Origin of the sequence: Marivirga harenae, assembly GCF_030534335.1 — a bacterium.
GTDB lineage: Bacteria > Bacteroidota > Bacteroidia > Cytophagales > Cyclobacteriaceae > Marivirga > Marivirga harenae.
On record NZ_CP130565.1, the window covers coordinates 689102 to 714759 of the forward strand.

Here is a 25658-nt window from a genome sequence, read left to right on the forward strand (position 1 = left end):
ACTCCATAACTCAATTATTAAAACATATATGCCAAGCTCATATTGAGTCCCATAAATGCCGGCATGCTGCTAAATGTAGCATCATCGGTTGTTACATTAGATAGTGCACGTTTGTATGTTGGCATAATACTTAATGCATATTTATCTGCGAAGGGATAACTTACCTCTATCCCAGCAATGCTACTTGCAAAAAAGTTCTTATATGATTTTTTGTCACCTTGACTAAACTGAATTTCATTGATTTGATCGCTTCCACCTTTCAAAGTATTTCTAACTATGAAATCTCCCGATAGTCCAGCAACTAAAGAAATATCAAATTTACTATCAATTACTTTGTAAGAAGCCATAACAGGAATTGTCAAAATATGTAGATCATTATACAATTCATACTCAGATGTAACATTCACGACCCTACCGTCTGATATTTCTGTTGAACTACTTGCCCCATGATATGGGTATAACTGATCACTGTTCCTATCTCTTAATACTGTACTACTAAGGGAGGAAGATCGATAAGCACCATATTGCAAACCTGATTTTATATTCCACTTGTCATTTAGAATTACTCCAAAATTTAATCCTAAAGTAAAAGAAATATTGCCTTGCATAGGCGCAGAACTTAAGTTTTCAACAGTTTCCCTCTCTTGCTTGGTATTAAAATTTGTATTATCACTAGTTGTTCTTCCTGCAGTACCAGGATTATTGAGTGTAGAAACGGTAGAAAACAATGGTGTTTCAGTAATTTCCGAATTAGGGTTAAAACTTCCGGATCCAATATTTACATTCGTATTCCAGCTAAGGTTAGACTTTTCCTTAGGGTTATCCAGACTACTTACTGCAAAATAGGAAACTTCCTCAACTGCAACTTCCAATTTAGGAAATTCAATCAATGCTGGTGAAACGGCTTCTATTTTTGATATAAAAACATCCGATTCTCTCCCGATTTCTTTCTCATACAAAACAATAGTCTGATTATTCTCTATTGAAGATGATTTATTACTCGCTGTTTGATTATCATTATTAGAAACTGCAAATGCATTTCCTTCAAAATTACTTTTATCTTTATCGTCTTCTTTGTCGCTAGCTATTAATTCCGGTTTAGCCAGGAAAACATCATTATTACTGATGAATAATTTTTGAACATTTCTTTCTGGAAGCTCAACAGGAGCTAGTGTAGTATCCTGATTTACCTTAAAGGTGAAATCCTGCAAATTAAAATAGATAGAAATTAAAGCGATAAAAATTACTGCAGCGGCAAGATTTCTATAGAAGGCAGCTCGTTTCTGCATTTTTCCATTTTCTTGCTTAAGCAATCCAGCTTCAATCCCTTCCCATACATTATTGCCGGGCTGAACTTCAGCTTGGTCAAGTTTTCTGCGAATAGAATCGTTAAATTTATCTTTATTGAAATCTTTCATTCCCCCACTTACTTTGTTTCTCTAATTGTTCCATTAATATTTTTCTTGCTCTTGCATATTGAGATTTCGAGGTCCCTACACTTATATCGAGCATTTCTGCAATCTCTTTATGTTGATAGCCCTCAACTGCGTATAAATTAAAAATTACTTGACATCCTGTCGGCAAATCTTGTATTAAATCCATTAAATCTTCAACTGCCAAGCTATCTACTGATAGAGAATTAATTCCTTCTCTTATTTCTTCTACGTCAACCATAGGATAGAGATACAACTTACTTCTCTGATGATTTAGCGCAGTATTAATAATGATTCTTTTAATCCAATAACCAATACTTGATTCCCCTCTAAACTTCACTATATTGTCAAAAACCTTTATGAACCCTTCCTGCAAAATATCTTCAGCCTCTAAAGTTGATTTTGAATAGCGCAAAGCTACAGCCATCATTCCCGAGGAGAATTGCTGGTAGAGTTCATATTGACTCTTTCTGTCGCCCTTCTGGCAACCTTTTATAAGTTCTTTGGTTCTAGGCATGACAAAAACCTTAAGGATTCTGTTTATATTAGACCCAAAATACAAATTAAAGGTTGGAATGAAACAGAATTTAATTATTTTAATTACGTTTTTGATTATTATAAGTACACAGAATAGTTGCGTTCCCGTACAGTCAACAGGCAGCAAAACCCCAAGTCCAAAAAGCTATTATCCTGATCTATCTTTTGAAAGTAAAAGTTACCAAGAAAGGATAAATACTGTGCAATCAATACTCTTCAATGGTAATAAAATGACTTCTACTAACAATCCAGTGCTGGAACTTGGGAAAAACGATCGACTGCTTCTGACTTTTGATGACATCAATGAGCAACAACAACAGTATTTTGCAAAAATACTTCATTGCAATAAGGATTGGACAGCCAAAAGCAATATTCAGGCTATGGATTACTTGGAAGAATTTAATCAGTTCCCAATTAGAGAATTTGAATTTTCTTTTGATACCAAAATGGGATATGTCCACTATGAATGGCAGGTTCCAACAGTGAGGCTTTCAGGGAATTACTTAATCGTAGTTTACCAAAATAATAATGAAGAAGACATAATTTTAACTGAACGATTTATGGTTCATGAAAATAAAGCTGGCATCAATTTCCAAATTTCAGCATCAAATGTGGTGTCAAAAAGAAGAACCCATCAGGAATTAGAGTTTGAAGTGATGCTAAATAATATTAATGTCCTAAATGTGGGTGCTGATATTTACCCTGTAGTTAGACAAAATTATAATTGGTTGTTCGCAAAGGAAGCACCAAAGCCGTTGCAGATTTCGGACGGCAACAAGCGCTTAACCTATAAATTTTACAATGGTGAATTAAATTTCCCGGGTAATAATGAATTTAGATTCTTCGACATCTCAACAGTAAATTTCAAAGGGAACGGTGTGGCCAACATCAATAAAGAAACAAAACCTATTACTACTACACTAAGAGTTGATCAAATAAGAGCTTCGGAAGCTTTCAGGGAATGGGAAGATAGAAATGGGACCTTTGTTATTGGTAATAGAGAGAGACAAGATATACCGCTGGTTTCTGACTATTTCTTAACTGAACTTAAATTGGAAGCACCACAGGAAATTGGTGATATCTATGTGGTTGGCGAATTTAACAATTGGCAATTGAACAATAAAAACAGGATGAAGTATAACACCAATACCGGAATTTATCAAAATAGCTTTTTGTTGAAACAAGGCTATTATGAATATCTATACTTCGTAAAGAATCAAGAGAATAACCCAATAGAAGGAAGTCATTTCGCCACTGAAAATAACTATGATATCTTGATTTACTTCAGCAGTCCTCAACTTAGATATGACAGGCTGATTGGTTACACCCAATTTAATTCTCGAGCTGCCCAGTGAAATAAGGTACTGTTTGACTACCTGGAGTAACTTCTGCTAAATCTAGCATTCCAAACCCTTTGTCGTTGAACAGTCCGAGTCCATTCTCGAATAGAAACTGATGCAAACTAGGAGGCGCCTTAAAAGTGAAAGGGAAAGTATATCCTCTGACCTCATAGGGAATGTCCTGATCGAAAATGGGATAAACTCTAGAATATTTTTTACCTCTATCTTCCAACTTTTTGAGGTAATTGCTATCTGGATAAAATTCAAACCCTTCAAAGTCATGAAGTTCACGTTTTTGCAGCAGCGCATCCCGCAAGAGGTCTGCGAATTCAAATGAATCAGGATGGATAAATTTTTTCCCTGAGTCGCTAGAAAATTCCGGACTTAATAAAACAATAGGAGAAATACAGATATACTTCGTTTCCTCTTTAAATTCAAGTTCGTTTTCCAGCTCCACAGCATGAGGTACAATTGTCAATCCATTCAATTGTATTTCAGGAAGGCTAAATAAAACTTCAATAATTGAATCAACAAAGTCCTTATTTGAAGAAGAAAAAACTACAGTTATTTTAGAACTGTAGAAATGAAGGCCAGACTTACTTACCGTTGTTTGACCTTTTAAACCAGAAAAATTATAATCTTTAAAATTATAAAATTCTTCCCTACCGCACTTTTTAATTAAACCCTTAAAAAATCTGAATAAATAGTACTGGTGATGGAAAGGAACAGTAGCTCCTTTTTCCTTATTCTTAAAAATTAATCTAACTCTCACGACCCTCTTTTATTTTCTAAGACCAATCGTGATATAAAATTGTTTTAAAATTTCTAAGAAAATTTACACATTAAATCTAAAATGCATTATGTCACCGTCTTTTACTACGTATTCTTTGCCTTCAATAGCTATTTTACCTGCTTCCTTGCAGGCCTGTTCGGTTTTATACTTTTGGTAATCGTCAAGTTTAATCACTTCTGCTTTTATAAAGCCTTTTTCAAAATCGGTATGGATGACTCCTGCTGCCTGTGGTGCTTTCCAACCCTTCTTAATGGTCCATGCTCTGACCTCTTGTTTCCCAGCCGTAAAATACGTTATCAAATCCAAGATAGTATAAGACGCTCTAATCAACTTATTCAAGCCGGACTCACTTAATCCGTATTCATCTAAAAACAAAGCCTTTTCATCTGCATCATCAAATTCAGCAATTTGGGCTTCAATAGCTGCACTAACGATGATAACTTCTGCCTCTTCATCTTTCACATAATCCTTAAACTTTGTTACCAACTCGTTGCCAGTGACCGCTGCTGATTCCTCAACATTAGTTACATATATAACAGGCTTGTCGGTCAATAACATCAAATCCCTAACAGGTTCTTTCTCTTCTTTGCTCAGTTTTAATGTCCTAGCATTTTTTCCATCTTCCAAAACGGCCTTATACTGATTTAAAACAGCCAATTCCTTCCTGGCATTAGCGTCACCTGATCTTGCAATTTTCTCAGTTTTCTGAATCTTCTTTTCAACAGAATCTAGGTCTTTCAGTTGCAGCTCTGTATCAATAATATCTTTATCTGCTACTGGGTTTACTCGGCCCGAAACGTGCGTGACATTATCATCCTCAAAACACCTTACAACATGGACAATGGCATCTACTTCCCTAATATTCCCCAAGAACTTATTACCTAAACCTTCTCCCTTACTAGCACCTTCTACCAACCCAGCTATATCAACAAATTCGATGATAGTGGGTACCACTTTTTCTGGAGAAACCAAATCCTCCAGGATTTCCAATCGCTCATCTGGAACACTGATTACCCCCACGTTTGGGTCTATAGTGCAAAAAGGAAAATTAGCAGCTTCTGCTTTGGCATTTGAAAGTGCATTAAACAAAGTTGATTTACCTACATTTGGTAAGCCGACTATCCCACATTGTAATCCCATGAAAATATATTATTTAATTCTGAAATATTTTATATTGCTTATATCCTTGGTAAAGTTCAATAAATACAACTCTTATGACTGTATAAACGGGGATAGCGGCAATCATACCTAATACCCCTGCCAAAGATGCGCCTGCAAAGATAATAACAAAAATTTCTAATGGATGTGCTTTTACACTTTTTGAAAAAATTAAAGGTTGTAGCAAAATATTATCAGTAATCTGAACCACGGCAAATACAGAAACAATCTTTACTCCCAAAAAGAAAAGTTCATTATTAAATTCAAATATTCCACCAGTCGTTACTCCAACAATGATCCCGAAGGTAGCTCCAAGAATGGGACCAGCATAAGGTATTAGGTTCGCTACTGCAGCAAACACAGCAATAGTCACCGCGTACTTGATTCCGAAAATACTTAGACCGACTGATGCAATCGTAAAAATTGAAATCATTTGAAAAAGTAAGCCTAGTAAATAATTAGAAAGCAACTTTTCAATTTTATAAATTGCTCCTATAGAAACTTCAAAATATTTGTTAGGAATTAATTGTATGAATTTTCTCCTGGCTAATCCTTTTTCATACAATAGGAAAAAAGTAATGAAAACTACTGCTAAAATAGCAACGAAAATACTACCAGTAATGGAAATAAAATTATTAATTATGTAACTAAAATCAACCGTCTGGGCGAAATTAAGAAAGCTTTCCCTTAAACGGTCGATGATAAAGCCTTCCTCCCCAATATTTGGAATAGAGTCTATCAAAAACACTTCAATTGATTGTATAGGAGTTGTTATTCTACTATACAAATTATCATAATCAAGCCCACTTAAAATCTGAATTTGCTCTGACACGAGAGGGATAAAAAGTCCAATAAAAAGTACTATAAAACCGATGAGCACTGAGAATGCTATGATAATAGTTACAATCTTGGGAAGTTTATAACCGTAGAAGTACAGGCTATTTAAATACCCAACCAGTGGCCTTAAAATAGTGGATATTATTAAAGATATAATGATGTAAATCAATATATCAGAAAAAAGGAGGCTTATTAAATATATAGATAATGCGCCTCCTAATAAAAACAAAATGGGTTTGAGTCTATTCACAACTCTAAGATACTAGATATAAAAAGAAATGAAAGGAATTTAGATCCTTCCATTTCCATTCCAATTAGGCACGGCTACTCTAACACCATTAATTTTTTCATATAATTTCTATCTGAGGTTCGGAAAAGAATGAAAAACACTCCTTCTTTACCATCAATACTTACCTCTTGTAATGAATTTGAAAGATGTGATACTTTGAATTCAATACTTTCCCCAGTTAAGCTATAAACCCCTTGAATCTCTAAATCTACTTGGCTTTGCACTTTAAAAACACCATTTGTTGGATTTGGATAGATTTTGACAACGTCTTCAAGAGATTCAGCATTCCCCGTTACAATGAATTCAAATACATCTGATCTCATTAAGCATCTACCATTATAAATTTCAACTTGAAATTCACCAGACATGTCACCAATAGGAATGGATGGTGAATTACTATTTTCAATTGGGAGTCCGTCAAAATACCATTGATAGTTATCAGAAAACCTCGTACTGGACAATATGTTATTTTCTAATACAATTGATGGCTTAGCAATATTAGATTGCACTACATTAATTTCCCTAGTAAAAGTACTCACTTCATCAGAGGTATTGATTGTGAAAAATACATTAACAATACCTGTTTTAGAAAACTCTATTTCAGGATTTTCATCTTCTACAGAAATAATGTCACCATCTAGTTCGAATTCCCACTGATAAGAGGTAATATTAACACCATCAGAAGTATTGTAAAACTTTGTTACTCCGTTCGCACATGAAAATTCATATGTAAATTTGGCATCTAAGACATTTTCACAGCTCTGAAGTATCCACCCCTCCGCATTAACTGATGTAGAATTTTCATCCAGAACTAATTTAGTAGATCCAATTGCATCTACATTGATCACACTTAAATCACTAAAGCATAACTTATTAGCGCCATTTGATTCTATAAAAGATTTTGCATCTGTGGACTCTATAACAGCACCATTTCGGTTGTTTAATGAATCAATTACCTCAAAATTAGAATTTACTAAGACATTGCTTCCACTTGTAAAGTTTATTTGGCTTGAGTCATAAATTAAAAAATTATCTATCTCCAAGCTGCCAGCATAATTTAGCAGCCCATCCACTCGAAAATCAGAGGCAATAAAATCACCTGTAACTTGAAAATTACTACCCTTGAATTCTATAGATCCAGCATCATTATTAATATTTGCATTTACATGCGCGTTATCCGTTGGGAATATAATATTTGAAGCTTCAAACACTAAGTCATCTGAAGCTGCTTCGAATAAATTATTAATTGTCAATGACAAATTTGAGAATCGCAATGATACATTTTCACTAAGGACTAAGGAATCAATTTCCAAATCACTTTCATTAGAACCAATTAATCCATTAATTACTTCAATCTTAGAAAACTTAAGTTTACCGATCAAATTAACTGATTTATCATCATCCTTATCGACTTGCAACACAATATCCTGAAATGATTCATTACCATTAATGATGCTACTAGAGTAAGCAGACTTCATAGCAATGACCCCATTTTTAATTATTTGTCCCTCATGGTTTAAACTAATGCTATTTAAAGACAAAGTATGTCCATTCAAGTCCAATTCGAAAGAGCTTCCGTCCAGAGCACCAATAGAAAAAACTTCCAGATCGCTATTCAGACGAACTGCCTCTCCTTCAAAATTATCAATCAACACAACAGTGTTGCTATTAGGTAAGCTCTGCACTGCTGATTCATCAAAATTTTTCCAATTAGACAGGTCATTCCAATCATCATTTACGGAACTTAATATCATGGTATTAACATTAGATTCAGAATTTTCCGATGATAAGGTCAGTGAATAGGTCTGATCCTGATCGTTTGCTAGCCCTTTATGAGATATCTTTAATTCATACGTTCCTGATTCCACAGCAGTGAAATGTATTTTTTCAACATTATCTCTAAAATTATCACCAGTAGATTGACTCTTTGACTCAGGATTCATTACGTATGGAAATGCAACTTCAGATCCGTTAAAATAAAGTCGAGTATCTAAGTCATTCACAAGCCTTAAATCGGTGGGATTTAAGGTATCAGAATTGATAGTACTACCTGGCAAGTCAGTCCAAGAAAGTGTGGATGTTATTAAATCCCCAGAATCAGCTTGTATGAGATGTACCACTTCATCCATGCTTGATGTAATAGAAGATTCAATAATTCGATTGTTATCGTCCAATTTTAATAATAATTCAGATGCGGCAGCGACATCTAACAAGCCCCATCCAAATTGATAATCAGGACCAATTTTTGTTCCAGTTGATTTTGCCGTATGAATCACTAAACCTTTTAAAGTAGCGGACAACATATACTTGGAATTCATATTAAAATATAACTCCTGTAGCAAAGCAAGGCCACCAGTGACATTAGGTGCAGACATAGAAGTACCACTCAATGAGGCATACTGATCTTCACCGGCAGAAGAAGCGGAGAGCAGCCCTTGACCAACACCAACAATATCAGGTTTAATTCTACCGTCATCTGTAGGGCCCCAACTAGAAAATGAAGTAATCTTAATGTCTTGGGGATTATTGAAATTACTTGCCTTCATAACAGCACCCACTGTCAAAATATTTTTAGCACATCCTTTAGGACCAATGGAATCAAATGGACCATCAGCAGGAGCACCTGTGCCGTTACCGGCATCACTTCTATCATTTCCAGCAGATTTTACAATTAAGTAGTATGGATTAGAATGAGCTATATCATCCCATAATTGAGAAGAACTATTATAACTACCAAATCGATAATCTTCTGTTTCGCTTATATCACTATCTCCAAACCACTGCCATGCGGAGCCATTATAATTCCAACCTAAAACCTCTCCATAAGAATGATTAGATACAATTACTCCGTCTTCAGCTGCCGTAATCATTTCAGAATTATCCTGATTAAAATCATAGTATTTAATAATTCCTGAAGTGGCCATTCCTTCTGCACTTGCATTGACTCCAGCCCCTATTATGGTTCCAGTAACGTGAGTAGCATGATTTGATAAATTCTCTGGCGAATCTCCTCCGGTGGTTCTACCAGACAACTCCTGATGAGATTGCAATACTGAACCCCCATCCCAAACAGCTATTTTAACGTTCCTCCCGCTCAGGTTTAGGCCTAACCGACCATTTCGCTTGACAGAGTTAATATTTGTCAAACGACTAGCATCAGCATTATATAATTTATAGAAAACGGGATTCCTATTTTGATCTAAATACTGGACCTCTACTAACTCGTTATCAACAAAATATTTACTTTTCAGTCCTTGGGACTCAAGCAACTTCTCGGCTTCATTCTTTTTTTCAATTTCCACACTTTTTATAGTTTCCAAATTTTGTGCCTTAAGGGCAAAACAATTGAAAAATATGTAAAGCAATACTAAACTAAAGTGACGTACTTGTGTTTTCATAAATTGATAACTGAATAAATAGAAAAATAGTTTAAACAAAAATAGGGAGTAAACTCCCTATTTCTATAACAATAATTAATAACTCTAAATTACAATCTCGTAAAAGTAGAAGTTCCTGCATCACCGAATCCATTGCTCCAAGTCAATACAAAATTTCCATCACAATCCATTGTTCCAGAACCATTGAATACATCTCCACCGTAGACTACGTCTGGCTGATCAACCATTGAGATTGCAAATACATCCGTTGCAAATTGACCAGGATTGTCAGCTGATTGATAACAATTAGGATACAAACCACCAGTCACATCAGAAAGCTCATAAACATATTGGAAGTCACCTAAATCCTCAACTAAAGTGATGGTAACCTCATTAGTAACACCCTCACATCCACCAGGAGAAGTCTCGGAAGTTACAACCGAGTAATCACCTGCTAAATTTGGTATATCACAATCGTCATCTGCAATAAGAATTGTTGCCCCTACTCTTTCCGTTCCTTCAGTAGCAACCGCAACACCAGTAGCAGAAACAATTGAAACCGTTACTGACTTATCTCCATCAGGTGAGTCGTTATTACTGTAAGAAATTGTAAAAGGAGCAGAAAATTCACCTGCGGGAATTGTTACTGTATTGGATGAAGGTAATGTAACATTTCCAGCTGCATTATCAGATGTAGTTACGCTTAATTCAACAGTAATAGCACTACTTTGAGCGGGGCCTGTTAAAATAATATTCACAGTTGCTTGCCCTGATTCTGCATCCTCGGCCACTGTAATAGAGCCAGCATCAACAGAAACAAATGGATCATAATCAAACTCATTTGTTAAATCTGAGTTTACTGTGTCGCAGGCAGTAATAGCCGCAACCATTAATAAACTGTATAATAATTTTTTCATAATACTTTTATTTATAGTCTTCTAAATAATTCATTAAGTTAACAATATCACTATCATTTTCTAGATCTAAATCCTCAGATCTAACATACCTCTTTACCTCTTTGTAGTCAATAGCTTCAAGATCCTTGAATAGCTTTTTTAGCCTGCTTTCCACCCAAACATTTTCCTCTGAAACAAAAACAAAATTTTCAGAAATGGAGAAGTATTTGGATTTTTTATCAGAGCTAGAATAACCAGTATTACCCTGAGTATCTCTATATTCTAATTTTGCTGCTTTGTATCGATATAATGAAAATTTACTTCCATTAAAAAGGACTTGAAAATATCCATTGTGCTGCACGCCCTTGAAATCAGATTTTACGTATTTAAAACCCGAAACCGTAAATGACTTTACAAACGTTGGATTTATATAATTCAAATCCTCTTGATCCTTTTCTTGCAATAAAATTGAATTCTCAAAAGAGTCGTAATTAATTTTTACATCACAAATCTCTTTACCGTCAGACAATACTAAACAAGCCTCAGTGATTTCCTCAAACAAATATGGATCACCATCAAAAGATGAATATGTTCCTTTTTCATATAATAAATCTTTGTTAAGGAAATTTGGATCAATCTGATCCATGATTGTGCCACCAGTCTGTGCTAGCGAAGTCAAACCAAATAAAGAAAAAAATAAAATAACAAAAATTTGCTTCATAAAGAGAATGTTAAGGACAGGGTATTAAAAACCCTGCCCATAATTAGATAATGATATTACTAAAAATCATTCTGCGTAGCCAGCATTTTGAACCATGTTCTCATTCACATCCATTTCATTCTGAGGGATAGGGAATATTCTGAGTGGGCTACCACTAGATATAGAACAAGGTGCTGTAATTTCAAGACCTGTTCCACATTGATTTCTAGTTAATCCTCTTCCTAAACGGAATAAATCAAATGATCTATGACCTTCGAAAGCAAATTCTCTTCTTCTCTCATCCATGATTTCATCTAACAAACCATTATTAGGGACATCAGTAGTTGTCAAAGCAGCTAATCCTCTAAATGCTCTGAATTCATTAAGCACCGTTCTTGCATTAGCAAAATCATCTCTTCTTGCTGCCGCTTCTGCTGCAATCATATACATTTCTGAGTTTCTAATGATTTTAGGGCTTACTAAACCTGGGATTCCTGATGCAGACTCCCCTAGGAATTTACCAACATAAAATTCACCACCTACTTCATAGATTAGATCTAATCTCGGATCACCTGCTTCGTATAGATTAATAATATCACTAGATACTCGAATATCACCATATCCAATCGATTGATCGATGTATATATATCCAAAGTTATCAGCTCCTCTACTTTCGTTTCCAACAAACTTCAAAGTAAATATTTCGGAATCATTTTCAGATGAATCCCAAAAGTCTACTAAGTCTGCTCCAGCAGCCATACCATATTGAGCTCTAACTGAATTTGCCAAACTATAAGCATTGGCTAAATCATCACCTGTTGCTCGGTACAAATAGACTCTTGCTAACAATGCATCTACCGCACTACCTGTAAACCTAACAGGTCCTACAGAACCATCTGTCATTAAAGATTTGGCTTGCGTTAAGTCAGCAATGATGTTTTCATAAACGACAGAAACAGCATCCCTAGCTGGCTCGCCAATAAATGCTTCCGTAATGTACGGAACACCTGGCTGCGAACCACCACCTTCTGAATAAGGCAAAGCAAAGCTCCTAACCAAGTCAAAATGAACCAAAGCTCTTACTGCATAAGCTTCACCAACAGCCTGATTAACAGCAGCTTGGTCTGTAGACTCAATTTCAGCATTAATAATGTTATTAGCTCTTAAAATAGTATTATATCCATTAGACCATAAATTAGATATATCGCCTGAAAATGGATTGTTTTGATACTGGTAATTATTCAGGAACCTATTACTATTTCTTGTTGAAATATAAACATTATCACCATGAGCTTCCCACATAACAGGGAAATTTCTGCCATAATAGTTCAATAATTGTAAACCATCGTAAGCTCCATTTAAGGCTGCTTGCAGACCTTCTAAGTCAGAAATGGCCTCCTCAGTAGATAATGACTGAGCTGGCTGAAGTTCCAACGGATCTTCTTCACAAGATAATAGGAACACAGTACCTACTATCAATGCAAATAATTTTACATTAAATAATTTCATATTAATAAATTTTTAGAAGTTAATTTCAATACCACCAGTTACAACTTTACCAACAGGATATCTGAAAAACTCAGATCCATTTTCATCCATTTCAGGATCGAAACCAGAATAGTCAGTGAAAGTCAACAAGTTTTGACCTTGTCCATAAACTCTAATTCCCTGTAATCCGATAGTTTCCATCCATCTTTTAGGAAGATTATAACTTAAAGTAACGTTTCTTAATCGTAAGAAAGAACCATTTTCAAGGTAACGAGTAGACGCAGAATTTGAATTTCTATTACCACCTAAAATTGGTTGTGGCAAATCAACCTCATCTCCTGGTTGCTCCCAATATCCACTACCCACTGAAGTTAGGTGATTCCAACCGTATCTCTGGCCATCGCTTTCAATAAATGGTCTTGAGCCATTGTACACATCATTACCAGCTACAAAGTTAAAGAAGGCAGATAGCGTAATACCTTTATAACTGAAAGTATTATCGATACCTCCAAAGAAAGTCGGTTGCGCATCTCCAACAATTGTTCTATTTGCTAAAGCGTAATTTGAAGTTACTCCTCCATCTTCTGTTAACCAAAGTGGTGCCCCATTTGCAGGATTCACTCCAGCCCATCTAGGCAAGTTCCAAGATCGAACAGGCAATCCCTCTCTGATAATTTGATTACCATTTAGAATATCCTCTCCATCATTTAGAGCTAATACTTTATTTTCATTTCTTGAAATATTAAAGTTAGTAGTCCAAGTGAATTCACCTTCAACATTAATAGTATTGATAGCAATTTCAAAACCTCTATTTTGAACTTCACCAACATTTCTTAAAGCGGAAGTAAATCCACTTGTTCTAGAAATAGGTACATTAAGTAATAAGTTTTGAGATCTCTTGTCATAAACGTCAAATAACAACATTACTCTGTCATTGAACATTCCGTAATCTAGTCCAATATTTGCCGACACACTTTCTTCCCAAGTTAACTCAGGGTTAGATATTTGAGACGGACTACTTCCCGGTAAAGCATTATAAGCAACACCGAAACCGTAAAGACCCAATGAACCAAAATTATCAATATCAGCATTTCCTGAAGTACCATAACTACCTCTTAACTTCAAATCGCTTATGAAGCTCAAGCCATCAAGAAAATCTTCTTCGATAATTCTATATGAACCACCAACAGACCAGAAATTTGCATATCTGTTATCAGCACCAAATCTTGATGAACCATCTCGTCTAATTGACGCTGTAAAGAAATACTTATTATCATAGTCATAGTTTAACTGACCAATGTAAGATAAAAATGAGTACTCAGTATAAAATCCCCCTACACCTTGAGGCGTAGCTGTTGAGTTCAATGTTTTCAGCTTTCCTGAAGCCAAACCAATACCATAAGCAAAGAAACTTTCTCTTTCTCCTTTTTGATATTCAAAAACTGCTAAACCACCAATATTATGTTTGTCAGCAATCGTCCAGTCACCACTTAATTTAGTTTGAGAAGTTAACAGTAAGTTTTGATTAAAATCTTCTGTTATTTCCCCACTATTTGCTACACCATCATTAGTAGTAGGGTCTTGAAATGCTCCCTCCCTAATATTAACTAAATCAGCATTTAACACTTGAGATAATCTTAAGTTATCTAAAATATTATAATTCAAAGCAAATTTAGTGATACCTCTTAAGTTGTTGTTAACAACAGGGTTTAAAGGTGCTGAATACAAGAAATTGTCTCCAGTAAATCCTAACCAACCAGGCTCAAGTCCAGTGAATAATTCACCAGTTTCAGGATCTCTTGCACCTTGCAAAGGAGTGGTAGAGAAAGCACCTAAGAGCGGTGATGCAAATCTATTTCCAGCAACTGCATTCAATTGATTTGTATAGGAAACATTCAAATTTAATTGAACATCTAATTTATCATTTAACTTATGATCTAAATTTGATCTCAAAGAGTATCTAGAAAAATCTGATTCTATTAAAGTACCCGCTTGATTAAAAGCTGATCCAGAAATAAAGAAACGAGTATTCTCATTACCTCCTGATGCTTGAATTTCATAATTTGAAGTTTCTCCCGTCCTAAATGCAGCATCAACCCAATCAGTAGTGTTGTCCAAAAGTTCTGGGCCTCTGTTGGCATCAATAACTGCATCACTAAAACCAGAATTACGAAGGATTTGTCTTTCGTACTCCAAATTTTGTTGCGCACTCATCATGTCAAAATTACCAATCTGCGGCTGAGCAACTCCGTATTGAGCACTAACTGTAATTTTGGATTTACCAACTTTACCTTGTTTAGTATTAATTAAAATAACCCCATTCGCACCCCTTGATCCGTACAAAGAAGTTGCAGCTGCATCTTTTAGGATTGACATTGACTCAATGTCATTAGGGTTAATATTTGACATCACGTCATTAGTTGCAGCAGTAGTAGAGAAATCTCCGCTAGCCATGATTACACCATCAATTACATATAGAGGGCCTCTACCAGCAGTGATAGATCCATTACCTCTAATTCTGATAGTTTGAGCTGCACCCGGCTGACCTGAAGGAGCACTTGAATAAACTCCTGGAGCTCTACCTTGGATGATTTGATTAATATCTGGCATTGGCACTTCATTAATCTTATCTCCGTTTACTGTTGAAACAGAAGAAACTAATTTCTTCTGAGAAGTAGCAGAGTATCCTGTTACTACAACCTCACTTAGTTGTGCAATATCAGGATCCATTCTTACATCTATTACAGATCTGGCACCAATTTTTACCTCTTGCTTGGCCATGCCAATAAAAGTAAAAACTAATGTACCTCCATCTGATGGGACAGAAATTTTATAATTACCATCTAAATCCGTGGTAATACCTGTTCCGGTACCTTTTAACAATACGTTCACACCTGGTAAGCCTTCTCCAGTTTCAGCGTCTAAAACTGTACCGCTTACGGTGCGATCCTGTGCCCATGCGTGTAGCACGAACACCAACATGAAACATGTTAGTAGAATCTTCTTCATACTTATTTTAGTTTAGGTTAACAATAATTAAAGGTTAAATGTACATAACATTACATGAAAATACCTAACAAAATATTAATTTTTCTTGAAAATAATTTACCAAATAAAAATTATCTTTTTCCTTATAATATAGTTTATTGTTGTTATGATAGATTCTAAACCCATATAATACAAAGGAAACTTATACAATAGTATTTTGTAAAAATATAATTTTGCTAATATTAAATTGAATTAAAGAATTTTGAAAACCACCGTCTTTTGATACTTACCAGACGATAATCTTTTTGCCCCATATCCTACGGCATTTATCCTTTCCTTATCCAGACCGTATCCATCAATTAATTTTTCATAAACTGCGCCAGCTCTTTTTCTGGATAACTCCTTATTATAAGAATCAGATCCTAGCTTGTCAGTGTATCCTCCAATTTCTATCTTCACATTAGGGTTTTGAATTAGGAAATCGGCTATTTTATTAATCTCATTTTGAGACTTCTCTGACAATTCATAGCTATCAAATTCAAAATATATATTATTGAGCATTACCGTTTCGCCTTTACTTATGGGTTTTAAGGAAAAACTCAATTCTGTTTGGCTATCGGTGATTTCCAATCTTTCGGAATGAAATAAATAACCAGGAGATTCAACATAAAAAGAGTAATCCGAAGGGCGGGGAATTACTACTTTATATTCTCCACTGAGGGCATTGCTGTAGGTTTCCTGCACAAGGCTGTCTAATGCCAAATCAAAAATTTGGATTTTGGCCTTGAGTTTAGAACTATCTGCGGAGTTAAGCACATCTCCATAAACTAAATTAATCTTACTGCCTTCTTTACCCTTATCGAAGTAGACTTTTGCTGGGGGATATTTTTCTTCCGATTGAAGCTCTCTAGACCAGTATTTCTCGCCACCAAACTTTTCATGATACGAAAGTTCGTTGTTAAAAGTGTTTATAGGAAGACCTATGTTTTTAACATTTCTATTTTCTATTGGCCACTCCACCATGTAAATATCAAATCCTCCCATCCCAATGCGTCCATTTGAACTAAAGTACAATCTATCATTTGATAAATTGAGAAATGGAGAAATCTCATCGGCAAATGTATTCACTTCTGAGCCTAGATTTTTTGCTTTAGACCAATCACCATTTACTATGGTGGAATAATACAGGTCTCGCTTGCCAAATCCTCCTTTTCTATTAGAGCTAAATAACAAAAACCGCCCATCTGAAGACAAAAAAGGTTGAGATTCCCAAGCGTTAGTATTTACTTCTACCCCTAAATTTTGAGGCTTTTGCCACCCATCACCTTCAAAATAGGAAATATATAGATCACAACTTCCTAAGCCGTCCCTTCTATTACAACTCGTAAAAACCATTACTCTCCCATCTGCTGAAATTGCGGCAGCACCCTCATTTTCTCTTGTATTGATTATAGGTACTTCCTCAACATTTTGAAACTGGCTACCTTCGATTTTAGCACGATAAATCCCTTCTTCTAAACTAGCTTTTCTTTGACCGGTGAAATATAAAAACTCGGAAGGGTACAATGTGAAAAAAGGAAAATAGATGCTCCTGAAAATATTTTCTGACTCAATTGTTTGGACGTCTTCATTTACAAGTGGTTGAGTCTCTAATTCCTGCTGCGCAAACGCTATCGATTGCGAAATAATTTCGGCCATCTTCATGTAGTCTTTCCTATACCCTCTTTCAAGATAATGCTTTATTGGGTCTTTCGCTGATTCATACTCCCCGCGATCAAAGGATTCTTTCCCTAATAAGAAATAGTAATCCGTATATTTTGCCGGCCATTCTTTTTCGAGGACAAATGCTTTTTGGAGGGAATGTACCACTTTGTTAATATCATTAATTCCATAAAACAAAGTGGCTCTTTCTAAATAGAGATGATGGTTGCCAGGCTCAATTTCAATAGCATCTTCCATATATTGAACCGCAGCATCCCAGTTTCTTTGGTAAAGTGCATCTTTAGATTTTTCTACTAATCTTTCAGTCCGCCATTTGTACTCTTGACAAAAGGAGCTAATTGAGAAGAAAAGAAACAGTATTAAAAGAGGGGTATATTTGAAATTCATATCCCAATTTAAGGGATAAGGAAGAATTTCAAAAGAAAATTATCTTTTATGGAATTTGTAAATACTTATGCGTCTGTAAGGAGATTCCCCAATTAGGGTTTTCTTTTACATAATCCACAATCATGGGCATCACTTCATCTCGTTTTCCCCATTCAGGTTGCAATAACAATTTACAATCTGAACCAACCTTTTCAGCATGTTCCTCGGCCCACTTAAAATCAGATTTGTTGTAAATAATAATTTTTAATTCATCTGCACGATCATACCAATGATCTAGCGGAGCTTTAAATTTTTTAGGGGAAAGACAAACCCAATCAACGATTCCGGAAAAGGGATGAGCACCAGATGTTTCAACATTTACATGAAAGCCTTTTTGCAGTAAACGTTTGGTCAGGCCATGCATGTCATACATAAAAGGTTCACCTCCAGTAATGACGGCCAATCGAGATTTGTATTGATAAGCTTCATCTACAATCTCATCAATATTCTTCAACGGCCACTTATCTGCGTCCCAACTATCTTTTACATCACACCAGACGCAGCCCACATCACAGCCACCCAATCTAATAAAATAAGCCGGTTTCCCATTGTGGAAACCTTCTCCCTGAATGGTATAAAATGCTTCCATTATAGGAAGTTCTATATTGGGATCAAACGAGTTCTTGTCCATAAATCTCTTTTTGGGAAGCTAACCATGTATTCATTAATAAGCCTGCTCTTGTCATTGGCCCTACCCCACCCGGCACAGGTGTTATATGAGTAGCCTTCTTCGATACTTCATCAAATAAAACATCTCCTTTTAAAGCAAAGCCTGATTTTTTACTTGAATCGGGAACTCTAGTTGTTCCTACATCAATCACTACAACATCGTTCTTCACCATGTCAGCAGTGATTAAGCCTGGCTTTCCAACGGCTACTATTAAAATGTCTGCTTGCTTGGTATATTTTGCTAAATCGACAGTGTATCTATGTGTTAAAGTAACGGTAGCATCTCCAGGATAATTAGCGCTACCCATCAATATTGAAACTGGCGAACCAACTATATGACTTCTTCCGACCACAACGCAATGTTTCCCTTTTGTTGGAATATCATATCTTTTCAATAATTCCATAACTCCAAAAGGAGTTGCAGGAACATACGCTGGTAAATTAGATGCCATTCTGCCGTAATTAACCGGATGAAATCCATCTACATCTTTTTCGGGCTTGATGGCATTCAGCACTTTATTTACATCAATATGCTTTGGCAAGGGTAATTGAACAATGAAACCATCTACTCTTTCATCATTATTTAACTTCTCCACCTCAGATAAAAGCTCTGCTTCTGAAATGGAATCATCAAAAAGAATTTTCGAAGACTCAAAACCAATTTCTTGACAATCTTTCACTTTGGCTTCCACATAAGTTTGGCTGGCGCCATCAGTCCCGACCAATATGGCCGAAAGATGAGGTACCTTACCGCCTTCCTTCTTTAATGCTTCAACTTTCCCTTTTAACTCTTCTTTTATTTGAGAAGAAATTTTCTTCCCATCTAATAAAATAGGCATGATGTTATGCTTATGTGATGTTTATAAATTTTTTATGGATCAATCCAATTTAAGAACCGCCATAAATGCTTCCTGTGGAATTTCAACATTTCCTACCTGACGCATCCTCTTTTTACCTTTCTTCTGCTTTTCTAATAGCTTTCTCTTACGCGAGATATCCCCTCCATAACACTTCGCCAATACATTTTTACGAAGAGCCTTAACAGATTCTCTAGCAATAACCTTGGTGCCAATTGCTGCCTGAACTGCAATCTCAAATTGTTGTCTAGGAATCAATTCCTTTAGCTTCTCACACAACTTCTTACCCCATTCATATGCTTTATCCCTATGAACGATAGCAGAAAGTGCGTCCACCTTATCACCATTTAGTAAGATATCCAATTTCACAAGGTTACTGGTGTGATAACCTACCAATTCGTAATCCAAAGATGCATAACCCTTAGAAATCGTTTTCAATTTGTCAAAGAAATCAAATACAATCTCAGCCAAAGGCAAATGGAAAGTTAATTCAACTCTTGATTGGGTTAAATAAACTTGATTTTTGATCTCCCCTCTTTTATCCATACAAAGAGAAATCACTGGGCCTACAAAATCTTCTTTTGTGATTATTTGTGCTCTTATATAAGGTTCTTCCAAATGGTCAATGCTACCTAAGTCAGGCAACTCAGAAGGTGCACTCACTTTTACCATTTCACCATCTTTTGTAAATGCATGGAACTGCACAGATGGAACGGTGGTGATCACTGTCATGTCAAATTCACGCTCCAATCTCTCTTGCACGATTTCCATGTGCAACATTCCCAAGAAACCGCATCTGAAACCAAATCCAAGAGCTGCAGAGGTTTCAGGCTCCCATACTAAGGAAGCATCATTCAACTGAAGTTTTTCCATTGAAGCTCTCAATTCTTCAAATTCTGAAGTCTCTACTGGATAAATACCAGCATAGACCATTGGCTTAACGTTTTCAAAGCCTTGAACTGCTTTTCCTGGATTATCGACATGAGTGACAGTATCACCCACTTTAACTTCTTTAGCTACTTTGATTCCACTTATTAAATAACCAACATTTCCTGTGCTGATCGTATTCTTTGGCTGTTGCGTCAGTTTTAAAATTCCAATCTCATCAGCTTCGTAGGTTTTTCCAGTATTGATGAATTTAATTTTATCACCCTTATTGATTTCACCATTAAAAACCCTGAAATAAACTTCAATACCTCGATACGGATTAAAAACAGAATCGAAAACCATAGCTTGCAGTGGAGCTTTAGGGTCTCCCACTGGTGCCGGAATTCTATGTGCAATAGCTTCCAGAATTTCGGCAATACCTATTCCTTCTTTAGCACTTGCATGAAGAATATCTTCTTTTTTGCAACCAATTAATTCAATAATCTGATCGGAGACTTCCTCGATCATTGCTCCAGGCAAATCTATTTTGTTAAGCACGGGAATGATTTCCAAATCATGCTCTATAGCTAAATAGAGGTTAGAAATAGTTTGGGCCTGAATTCCTTGAGCGGCATCAACAATCAAAAGCGCACCTTCGCAAGCGGCTATGGAACGCGAAACTTCATAGGAAAAATCTACATGACCGGGAGTGTCAATAAGATTATAGACATACTCTTCACCATTCAATTTATACTCCATTTGGATTGCATGTGACTTGATGGTGATGCCTCGCTCACGCTCCAAATCCATATTATCCAACAACTGTTCCATTTTCTCACGCTCATTTACTGTTTGAGTTGAATCTAACAGTCTGTCTGCCAAGGTACTTTTACCATGGTCAATATGTGCAATAATGCAAAAATTTCTAATATTCTTCATTTATATAACTTTGCTCGAAAATTCTGACCAGGCAGAACATTTAAACTTGCCAAAAGGCCATTGGGTTCATTGTTTTTAAAAACTACAACAATTAAGTATGTCCTAGCCAATCCATCTTCCTAATCGAACTGCAAAAGTACGCAATAAGGCTGAGATATAATAACAAGGAGATTTTATTTTAATGTAAGTTACAGAAGCAAATCAATAGCTCAAAAAATGCCCTAGAGAACAGACATAGATTATACTTTAGCATTTTCATAGCTCTGTACGATAACAATAAAACCATAAAAGCCTTTAGAATCAAAAAGGGTTCACAATAATTTTCTTAATTTTGGCTTTATGGGAATACGTGCAGTACTAAGTAAACCTTTGGCGGCTATTATAGTCAACCAACAAAAAAAGTGGGCAGCTCGACCAGCTCTGTCGCAAGTAAAAATTTTTAAGAATATCATCCAAAAAGCTAAAAATACCGCTTTTGGAAAAGACCATGGCTTTAATAATATTCAAACTTATGAAGATTTCAAAAAGCAAGTCCCAATCCGGGATTACGAAGGTCTTAAGCCCTATGTAGATAAAATATTAAAAGGAGAATCAGATATACTTTGGCCCGGAAAACCAGCCTATTTTGCTAAAACTAGTGGAACCACCTCCGGAACTAAATATATTCCCATCACAAAAGATTCAATTCCAAACCATATTAATAGTGCAAAAAATGCTTTATTGAGCTACGTTCATGAAACCGGAAAATCGCAATTCTTGGACGGGAAATTAATATTTTTATCGGGCGCACCCACATTAGAACAAAAAGCGGGAATTAATACTGGGCGCTTATCGGGAATAGTGAATCATCATGTTCCTAATTATCTCAGAACTAATCAACTCCCCTCCTATGATACGAACTGCATAGAGGAATGGGAAGAAAAATTGGAGCGAATTATAGATGAAACTTTAGATCAAGACATGAGTCTGATTTCGGGAATTCCGCCTTGGGTGCAAATGTATTTTGATAGAATTCAAGCAAGGGTTAAGAAGCCAATTAAAGACATCTTCCCAAATTTTGAAATGTTTGTCTACGGAGGCGTTAATTTTGAGCCTTATAAAAATAAATTATACGAAAGCATCGGTAAAAAAGTAGATTCGATAGAAACATATCCGGCTTCAGAAGGATTTATTGCCTATCAAGACACCCAGACAGAAGGAGGACTTTTACTTTTATTAAACAGCGGGATATTTTTTGAGTTTATTCCGGTAGAGGAATATTTTGACGAAAACCCAACTCGCTTAATGATTGATCAAGTAGAATTAGATAAAAATTATGCTTTAATCATTAATAGCAATGCTGGTCTTTGGGGATACTCAATAGGTGACACTGTTAAATTTGTTTCCACAGATCCGTATAGAGTAGTGGTTTCCGGAAGAATTAAGCATTTCATTTCGGCTTTTGGTGAACATGTGATCGGAGAGGAAGTTGAAAATGCTATGAGGGCAACATTAGAAAAATTTGAAAATGTGAAAATAACGGAATTCACGGTGGCACCTCAGGTAACTCCAAAATCGGGATTACCTCATCACGAATGGTTTGTAGAATTCGATAATCCTCCAATAGATTTGGAAGCATTTTCTCAAGAGTTAGATATCAATCTAAGAAAAAGAAACAGTTATTATGACGACCTCATTACTGGAAATATACTTACACCCTTGAAAATAAGAACATTAAAAAAAGCCTCATTTATTAATTACATGAGATCTGAAGGAAAGCTGGGCGGACAAAATAAAGTTCCTCGCTTGTCAAACGATAGGAAATTAGCGGAGGCTTTGGAAAATTATACACATTAAAATTTAATAATATTAATTGACATATGTCTAATAAAAAATCGATAGCCATCTTAGGCTCCACAGGTTCAATTGGAACTCAAGCTTTGGAGGTTATCAAATCACATCCCGATCATTTTCAAGTAGAAGTCTTAACTGCACAAACCAACGTAGAATTACTAATACAACAATCTATTCAATTCAGGCCTAATGCAGTAGTCATAGGCAACGAGGCTTTTTATGATCAAATTTTCAATGTATTAGATCCCTTAGGAATAAAAGTTTACTCTGGAGAGAAATCATTAGCCAGTGTGGTTCAAATGGACACTATTGATGTTGTTTTAACCGCACTTGTTGGCTATGCAGGCTTAGTACCCACAATAAAAGCCATAGAAGCAGGCAAACACATTGCATTAGCAAATAAAGAAACCTTGGTAGTTGCAGGAGAATTAGTCACTTCCTTAGCTCAAGAAAAGGGAGTGAATATTTACCCTGTGGATTCTGAGCATTCCGCAATTTTCCAATGCCTAGTTGGAGAATTCCATAATCCTATAGAAAAAATAATTTTAACTGCATCCGGTGGTCCTTTCAGAGGGCGAAGCAGAAAATTTTTGGAATCTGTAAAGAAGGAACAAGCGCTAAAACATCCGAACTGGGATATGGGTGCTAAGATCACAATAGATTCTGCCAGTTTGATGAACAAAGGACTCGAAGTAATTGAGGCAAAATGGTTATTTAATCTAAGGGAAGACCAAGTAGATGTGGTAGTGCATCCACAATCCATCATACATAGCATGGTCCAATTTGAAGACAGCTCCATTAAAGCGCAAATGGGCTTACCCGACATGCGGGTACCGATTATGTTCGCATTAAGCTATCCCGACCGTTTAAAGGCTGATTTTCCTAGATTCAATTTTATGGACTATCCACAACTTACATTTGAGCAACCCGATAGTGACACATTCCGTAACTTAGCTTTGGCTTTCCATGCGCTTGGGCGTGAAGGAAATGCAGCCTGTATTTTGAATGCAGCGAACGAAGTAGTAGTTTCGGCCTTTCTTGAAGACAAAATTTCCTTTTTAGGGATGTCAGAAGTGATAGAAAATTGCCTTGCAAAAGTAGATTTTGTCAAAACACCAAGTTTGGAAGATTATATTTCAACAGATAAAGAAACTAGAATTAAAGCTTTAGAGTTAATAAATTAATGGAAACAGTTATTATGATCGCCCAACTTATCTTGGGCTTATCTATTTTAGTAGGATTGCACGAGTTTGGCCACCTTTTGGCTGCCAAAGCTTTTGGTATGAGAGTGGAACAATTTTCAATCGGGTTCCCTCCAAAAATTTTCAGTTTTAAGTACGGAGAAACCGAATACGCACTTAGCGCAATTCCTTTAGGCGGTTTTGTGAAAATTTCAGGCATGATTGATGAATCCTTGGACACTAAGAATATGGACAAAGAGCCTGAGCCTTATGAATTTCGAGCTAAACCTGCGTGGCAACGATTGATAGTAATGATGGGAGGTATAATCGTCAACGTAATTACGGGTATAATCATATTTATATTTTTACAGTATGGATATGGCGAAACTTACGAATCAAAAGACAACATTACTGAAAACGGTATTTATGCTTATGAGCCAGCAAAAGAAATTGGTTTACAAACTGGTGATATCATTATCAATGTAAATGGAAAAGAGTATGAAAAAGTAAGTGATCTCACTAGTTCTGACGTTTTATTAGAATCAGATAGTTACTATACAGTCTTAAGGGATGGAAAAGAAATTGTTGTTCCGATTCCCAACGACATGATTGAAAGAATTTCTGAAGACAATCAGCGTGTTGCCTTCATTTCTCCACTTTATGAGTTTGAGGTTGATAATATTCAACCTCAAAGCAATGCAGACATGGCTGGACTTATTCCTGGTGACAAAATAATTGCCGTTAATGGAGAGGAAGTAAAATATTTCCAATTCCTTAGAGAGAAACTAGAAAGTAATAAAGGCGAAGAAATCCGCTTGACAATTAAAAGAAATGAAAAAATAGAGAATCTTCAAGCTAAAGTGGGCGATGATGGACTCTTAGGTTTTAGACCCAAAATGGATGTTGAATTGGAGCATGAAGAATTTACTTTTGCAGAATCAATTCCAACTGGAACCGCCAAAGCGTTCAATGTTATTTGGTTGAATATAAAAGGATTTGGCAAAATATTCAGGGGTGAGGTTTCTGCTTCGGAATCTTTATCTGGGCCAATTGGTATTGCACAAATTTTCGGTGGCGAATGGGTTTGGCAAAAATTCTGGGGAATTACTGGCCTTCTTTCCATGGTATTGGCATTTATGAACTTCCTGCCAATTCCTGCATTGGATGGTGGACATGTAGTTTTCTTAAGCTATGAAATTGTCTCAGGAAGAAAACCTTCCGATAAATTCCTTGAGAATGCTCAAAAGGTAGGTATGGTTTTATTACTTAGCTTGATGGCTTTTGCCATTTTTAATGACATTTGGAAAGTAATTTTCTAAATCAGTTTG

Annotated in this window: 18 protein-coding genes; 4 read left to right on the forward strand and 14 right to left on the reverse strand. The window is 35.8% G+C overall.

Translation table 11 applies throughout. The annotated features are described in order from the left end of the window. Positions 1–17: 17 nt before the first annotated feature. A complete protein-coding gene (locus Q3Y49_RS02970) occupies positions 18–1418 on the reverse strand; it encodes an outer membrane beta-barrel protein (protein ID WP_303270749.1) in 1401 nt (466 codons plus the stop codon). Then, positions 1402–1950, reverse strand: a complete 549-nt coding sequence (locus Q3Y49_RS02975) for an RNA polymerase sigma factor (RefSeq protein ID WP_303270750.1) — start codon at positions 1948–1950, stop codon at positions 1402–1404. Before Q3Y49_RS02975 ends, Q3Y49_RS02970 begins: the two co-directional genes overlap by 17 nt. 58 nt (positions 1951–2008) lie before the next feature. Between Q3Y49_RS02975 and Q3Y49_RS02980 the strand changes: the two genes are divergently transcribed. Continuing rightward, on the forward strand, positions 2009–3325 hold the full coding sequence (locus tag Q3Y49_RS02980; RefSeq protein ID WP_303270751.1) for a type IX secretion system plug protein: 1317 nt from the start codon (positions 2009–2011) through the stop codon (positions 3323–3325). Here the strand turns inward: Q3Y49_RS02980 and cas6 are convergent. The 12 genes from cas6 to lepA form a co-directional block, all read right to left on the reverse strand. Then, a complete protein-coding gene (gene cas6 / locus Q3Y49_RS02985) occupies positions 3303–4082 on the reverse strand; it encodes a CRISPR-associated endoribonuclease Cas6 (protein ID WP_303270752.1) in 780 nt (259 codons plus the stop codon). The genes Q3Y49_RS02980 and cas6 overlap by 23 nt on opposite strands. Before the next feature lie 63 nt (positions 4083–4145). After that, positions 4146–5243: a redox-regulated ATPase YchF gene (ychF, locus tag Q3Y49_RS02990; protein ID WP_303270753.1), complete on the reverse strand. Its 1098-nt coding sequence runs from the start codon at positions 5241–5243 to the stop codon at positions 4146–4148. Between the two features lie 13 nt (positions 5244–5256). Next, the gene (locus Q3Y49_RS02995) at positions 5257–6348 is read right to left on the reverse strand and encodes an AI-2E family transporter (protein ID WP_303270754.1); all 1092 of its coding nucleotides are present in this window, start codon (positions 6346–6348) and stop codon (positions 5257–5259) included. Between the two features lie 74 nt (positions 6349–6422). Further along, complete coding sequence (locus Q3Y49_RS03000) at positions 6423–9785, reverse strand: S8 family serine peptidase (RefSeq protein WP_303270755.1); 3363 nt, start codon at positions 9783–9785, stop codon at positions 6423–6425. Between the two features lie 89 nt (positions 9786–9874). Continuing rightward, on the reverse strand, positions 9875–10681 hold the full coding sequence (locus Q3Y49_RS03005; protein WP_303270756.1) for a putative periplasmic lipoprotein: 807 nt from the start codon (positions 10679–10681) through the stop codon (positions 9875–9877). Between the two features lie 7 nt (positions 10682–10688). After that, complete coding sequence (locus Q3Y49_RS03010) at positions 10689–11381, reverse strand: hypothetical protein (RefSeq protein ID WP_303270757.1); 693 nt, start codon at positions 11379–11381, stop codon at positions 10689–10691. A gap of 66 nt (positions 11382–11447) precedes the next feature. Next, positions 11448–12869 carry a RagB/SusD family nutrient uptake outer membrane protein gene (locus Q3Y49_RS03015; RefSeq protein WP_303270758.1) on the reverse strand — a complete coding sequence of 474 codons (1422 nt, stop codon included), beginning with the start codon at positions 12867–12869 and terminating at the stop codon, positions 11448–11450. 12 nt (positions 12870–12881) lie between these two features. Beyond that, positions 12882–15857: a SusC/RagA family TonB-linked outer membrane protein gene (locus Q3Y49_RS03020; RefSeq protein WP_303270759.1), complete on the reverse strand. Its 2976-nt coding sequence runs from the start codon at positions 15855–15857 to the stop codon at positions 12882–12884. A 231-nt stretch (positions 15858–16088) separates the two neighbouring features. Beyond that, complete coding sequence (locus Q3Y49_RS03025) at positions 16089–17945, reverse strand: OmpA family protein (RefSeq protein ID WP_303270760.1); 1857 nt, start codon at positions 17943–17945, stop codon at positions 16089–16091. A gap of 46 nt (positions 17946–17991) precedes the next feature. Continuing rightward, on the reverse strand, positions 17992–18615 hold the full coding sequence (locus tag Q3Y49_RS03030; protein ID WP_303270761.1) for a 7-carboxy-7-deazaguanine synthase QueE: 624 nt from the start codon (positions 18613–18615) through the stop codon (positions 17992–17994). Further along, complete coding sequence (locus tag Q3Y49_RS03035) at positions 18596–19492, reverse strand: bifunctional 5,10-methylenetetrahydrofolate dehydrogenase/5,10-methenyltetrahydrofolate cyclohydrolase (RefSeq protein ID WP_303270762.1); 897 nt, start codon at positions 19490–19492, stop codon at positions 18596–18598. The genes Q3Y49_RS03030 and Q3Y49_RS03035 overlap by 20 nt, the downstream gene beginning before the upstream one ends. 39 nt (positions 19493–19531) lie before the next feature. Beyond that, complete coding sequence (lepA, locus tag Q3Y49_RS03040; protein ID WP_303270763.1) at positions 19532–21316, reverse strand: translation elongation factor 4; 1785 nt, start codon at positions 21314–21316, stop codon at positions 19532–19534. Positions 21317–21655: 339 nt separating this feature from the next. Between lepA and Q3Y49_RS03045 the strand changes: the two genes are divergently transcribed. Genes Q3Y49_RS03045 through rseP form a run of 3 tightly spaced genes read left to right on the forward strand, consistent with a single transcriptional unit; the run spans position 21656 to position 25649 of the window. Next, positions 21656–23152, forward strand: coding sequence for a GH3 auxin-responsive promoter family protein (locus Q3Y49_RS03045; RefSeq protein ID WP_303270764.1), 1497 nt, complete (start codon positions 21656–21658; stop codon positions 23150–23152). 23 nt (positions 23153–23175) lie between these two features. Next, on the forward strand, positions 23176–24333 hold the full coding sequence (locus Q3Y49_RS03050) for a 1-deoxy-D-xylulose-5-phosphate reductoisomerase (RefSeq protein ID WP_303270765.1): 1158 nt from the start codon (positions 23176–23178) through the stop codon (positions 24331–24333). Then, entirely contained in the window at positions 24333–25649 is a 1317-nt protein-coding gene (gene rseP / locus Q3Y49_RS03055) for an RIP metalloprotease RseP (RefSeq protein ID WP_303270766.1), read from the forward strand. Before Q3Y49_RS03050 ends, rseP begins: the two co-directional genes overlap by 1 nt. Positions 25650–25658 lie beyond the last annotated feature (9 nt).